The sequence below is a fragment of the Mesorhizobium sp. M4A.F.Ca.ET.022.05.2.1 genome, from assembly GCF_003998845.1.
Taxonomy (GTDB): domain Bacteria; phylum Pseudomonadota; class Alphaproteobacteria; order Rhizobiales; family Rhizobiaceae; genus Mesorhizobium.
Genome location: NZ_RZOJ01000832.1, coordinates 1 through 469, shown reverse-complemented (window position 1 = coordinate 469; position 469 = coordinate 1). Strand labels below are relative to the sequence as shown.

Here is a 469-nt window from a genome sequence, read left to right as displayed (position 1 = left end):
CACCGGGAGGCCCTCGATGACATCCAACACCCTTCTGCGCGTGGCCAGGCGGACGCTTGTCGCCGGCGCAGCGGCGCTGCTCGTCGGCACCCTCGTTGTCCCGTCCACCGTCACACCGACCGTCGCCGCCGACGGACCGGCTTCGGTCGCCGACCTTGCCCAGGGGCTGCTGGGTGCCGTCGTCAACATCTCGACCTCGCAGACGGTAAAGGGCACAGAGGGACCCGGCGCGGCGCCGATGCCGCAATTGCCCGAGGGCTCGCCGTTCCAGGACTTCTTCGACGACTTCTTCAAGAACCGCGGCGGCGACAAGGGCGGCGGCGGCCAGAAGGTGCAGTCGCTGGGCTCCGGCTTCGTCATCGATGCCGAGCAAGGCATCGTGGTGACCAACAACCACGTCATCGCCGACGCCGACGACATCGAGGTGAACTTCTCGGACGGCGTGACGCTGAAAGCGACACTGGTCGGC

The 469-nt window shown here is 68.0% G+C and carries 1 protein-coding gene; it reads left to right on the top strand.

All coding sequences use genetic code 11. The annotated features are described in order from the left end of the window. Window positions 1–16: 16 nt before the first annotated feature. A partial coding sequence (locus EN745_RS35680; RefSeq protein WP_348631000.1) for a trypsin-like peptidase domain-containing protein occupies window positions 17–469 on the top strand: 453 nt, incomplete at its 3' end.